Source organism: Nostoc sp. 2RC (genome assembly GCF_014222165.1).
Classification (GTDB): Bacteria; Cyanobacteriota; Cyanobacteriia; order Cyanobacteriales; family Nostocaceae; genus Nostoc; species Nostoc linckia.
Genome location: NZ_JACKZU010000589.1, coordinates 1 through 2,896 on the forward strand (window position 1 = coordinate 1; position 2,896 = coordinate 2,896).

General features: G+C 42.5%; 1 protein-coding gene. It reads right to left on the reverse strand.

Annotation, left to right across the window (positions count from 1 at the left end; translation table 11 throughout):
- Positions 1-118: 118 nt before the first annotated feature.
- The gene (locus GNE10_RS33445) at positions 119-2,704 is read right to left on the reverse strand and encodes a GAF domain-containing protein (protein ID WP_185570347.1); all 2,586 of its coding nucleotides are present in this window, start codon (positions 2,702-2,704) and stop codon (positions 119-121) included.
- Positions 2,705-2,896: the final 192 nt, after the last annotated feature.

Consider the following 2,896-nt stretch of genomic DNA (forward strand, 5'->3'; position numbering starts at 1 on the left):
GGGGGGCCCCCTCTGGGGATAAGGGGAAGAGGGGGAAAGGTTTGGTATTTTTCCTTTCCCCAATAAAGATGCATCCCTTTGACCACAAGAGTCCAAAAAGCAATTGATTGCAAGAGGTCTATTTTTCCTGAAACGTCCAAACTCCTTCATCCCAATCTGACTCTGTCGGGGGTGCTTGTAACCAGTGCTGACAACGCAACAGATGTAACATGGCGGCTTTATCTTGGTTATCTGCTGCTAAAACTAAGGCAAATTCGGCTCTAGCACGATTAAAATCACGTTTGAGGTAATATTCGCGTCCTTTATGATAATGCTCAATCACTTGTAGTTTTTCGCCACTAATGGGATCGGAACGCAAACCCACCAATTCATATATAGATACTGGCTCATTTCTGCCTTTGACGCGAATGTAATCGAGTTCTCTGGCCCAAATATTTTCTTGGCATGGTTTAAAAGTGTTATGGCTAATAATAATATCGCAACCATACTGTTTACTAACACTTTCTAATCGAGAGCCGAGATTTACACCATCACCAATGGCTGTAAATTCCATTCGTTTACTAGAGCCGATATTTCCACTAATAACTGTATCGGAATTGATACCAATACCAATGTTGATTCTGGGTTTATTAAGTACGTGGCGACGTTGATTAAAATCATACAAGCGTTGGCGCATTTCTAAAGATGTTTGCACCGCCATCCAAGCATGTTCTTCTAAAGGTAAAGGAGAACCAAAAACAGCCATAATGGCATCGCCGATGTATTTATCAAGGGTACCTTTATGTTTAAAAACTGCCTCCACCATTGATTCAAAATATTCATTGAGCATACTCACCACTTCTTCTGCTTCTAGATTTTCTGTCAAAGTGGTGTAGCCGCGAATATCCGAAAATAAAATAGAAACTTCTTTACGATCGCCTCCTAGTTTAGCGTCATCCAACTTTAGCAATTCTTCTGCCAATTCCTGGGTCATGTAGCGGTACATGGTACTTTTGAGCCGCTTTTCATCACTGATATCTTCCATCACCACCAGCGCCCCCCGCACTTGTTCGTGGTCGGTGGCATCAGCAATGGTATTAATCGATAAATTAATACTATGCTGTTCAGTACCAGCACTTATAAGAGTGCGATCGGGATAATACTGCTGGCGGCGTTTCGAGTCAGTTCCATGTAAAGCATCCTGACACCACTTGCTAAAGTCGCTTTCTTTAATGGCGATGACATCATTGACTGATTTACCTTCTAAACGGTCTTCTGGTTCTAATCCCAGCAAACGTTTAGCGCTTTCATTGGCGGCGATAATTAACCCAGATTTATCAGTAGAAACTACTCCATTGGAAAGACTGCGGAGAATGTCTCGTTGCATTTGTTCTTGTTGCTTGACGGTAGCAAACAACTGAGCGTTGTGTAATGCTACTCCCGCTTGAATATTAAAAGCTTCCATGAACTCTTCATCATTGCGGTCAAAACTAGCTTGGAAGCATTCGGGAGCCTTCGGCCAAAAAGCAGGATCGTAAGCCGGAAAATCCCCTGATTTCTTTTTATTTACTAATTGGGTAACACCGATTAATTCTTGGTCGGCGTTAAATACTGGCATACAAAGTAAACTACAGGTGCGATAGCCATTTTGCTGGTCGAGTTGTTTGGCTGTCTCCGAGTCGGGATCGTCGTATAAATCAAAGGCAATATTCAACTTTTTACCGGATGCGGCTACTATCCCTGCAAATCCTTTACCGATGGGGACGCGTAACTCCTTAGTAGAACCGTCATCTTGAGTGATTTTTGTCCACAATTCATGACCATCGCGGTCTATTAACCATAGCGTACTGCGATCGGCATTCATTAATTCCTTTGCTTCATCCATTACCCGCTTGAGGGTATCTTCTAAATCGAGACTGCTTTGAGAAAGCGACTTGATGGCTTTCATCAACGCCGCCACTGCTCTTTGTTTTTGCGTAGCTACATAAAAAGAGCGGGATGATTCTAAAATCAGTCGAATCGAAGGAGCGAATTCTTGAAATAACTGTTCGTCAGCACAGATAAAACCATTGGTATCAATGCGCTCTGCAAGCGGGGCATTGGGATTACTACCAGATTTTAATTTATTCAGTAATTGTACTACTGCTACTAATTGCCCGTGTTCGTTTAATAACGGCAAAGCCAGCATTGTATAAGTGCGATAGCCAGTTCTTTTTTCCTGTGCTTGGGCAAAATGCGATCGCGGATCGTCATAAAAATCAAAGGGAATATTGATAACTTGCTTAAAAGTAGCCACCTCACCACCAATACCTTTATTGGCGGGGATGCGAATTTCTAAAGAGCGATCGCCCTCCCCCTCAGCTACAATTGACCAGAGTTCTTGTTTTTCCTCATCTAATAAAAATATTGTCGTCCGGTCAGCCCCCAGTAATTCCCCGGTTTTTAAGGTAATCGAATGCAACATTTCTTGCAAGATGTTTTCAAACCCCTGAGAATCCAGCATGGATAGGGTTTGATGCACAATTTGTAATTTTTGCTCGACATCCTTAACAACCTGTTTAAAAGTATCTTGAGTCAAGGGAGCAAGAAACGTAGAAAAAGTTCCTTGTCTTGTGGCAAGAGCGCCTACAGGAGCGGAATTTGCTGGTGATTCGGCGTTTTCTTGGTTGTGAACGCCAATTATCACATCGGCGGTCTCCCCACAACTTCCTTGATACACTGACATAATTAGTATTAGATATAACAGAATGAGATGTTAGATTTAACAATGCAATTAAATTTATGTAAGAGGTGCTAAAAGCAACATTTGATATTATCCATAGTTTAATCGCTTGTTCAGCCAGCGTCATCCTGTCATTGGGTATGGGGAAAGGGGAAGGGGAAAGGGGCTTTCTAGGAAGTGTGGGAGGTGTGGGAG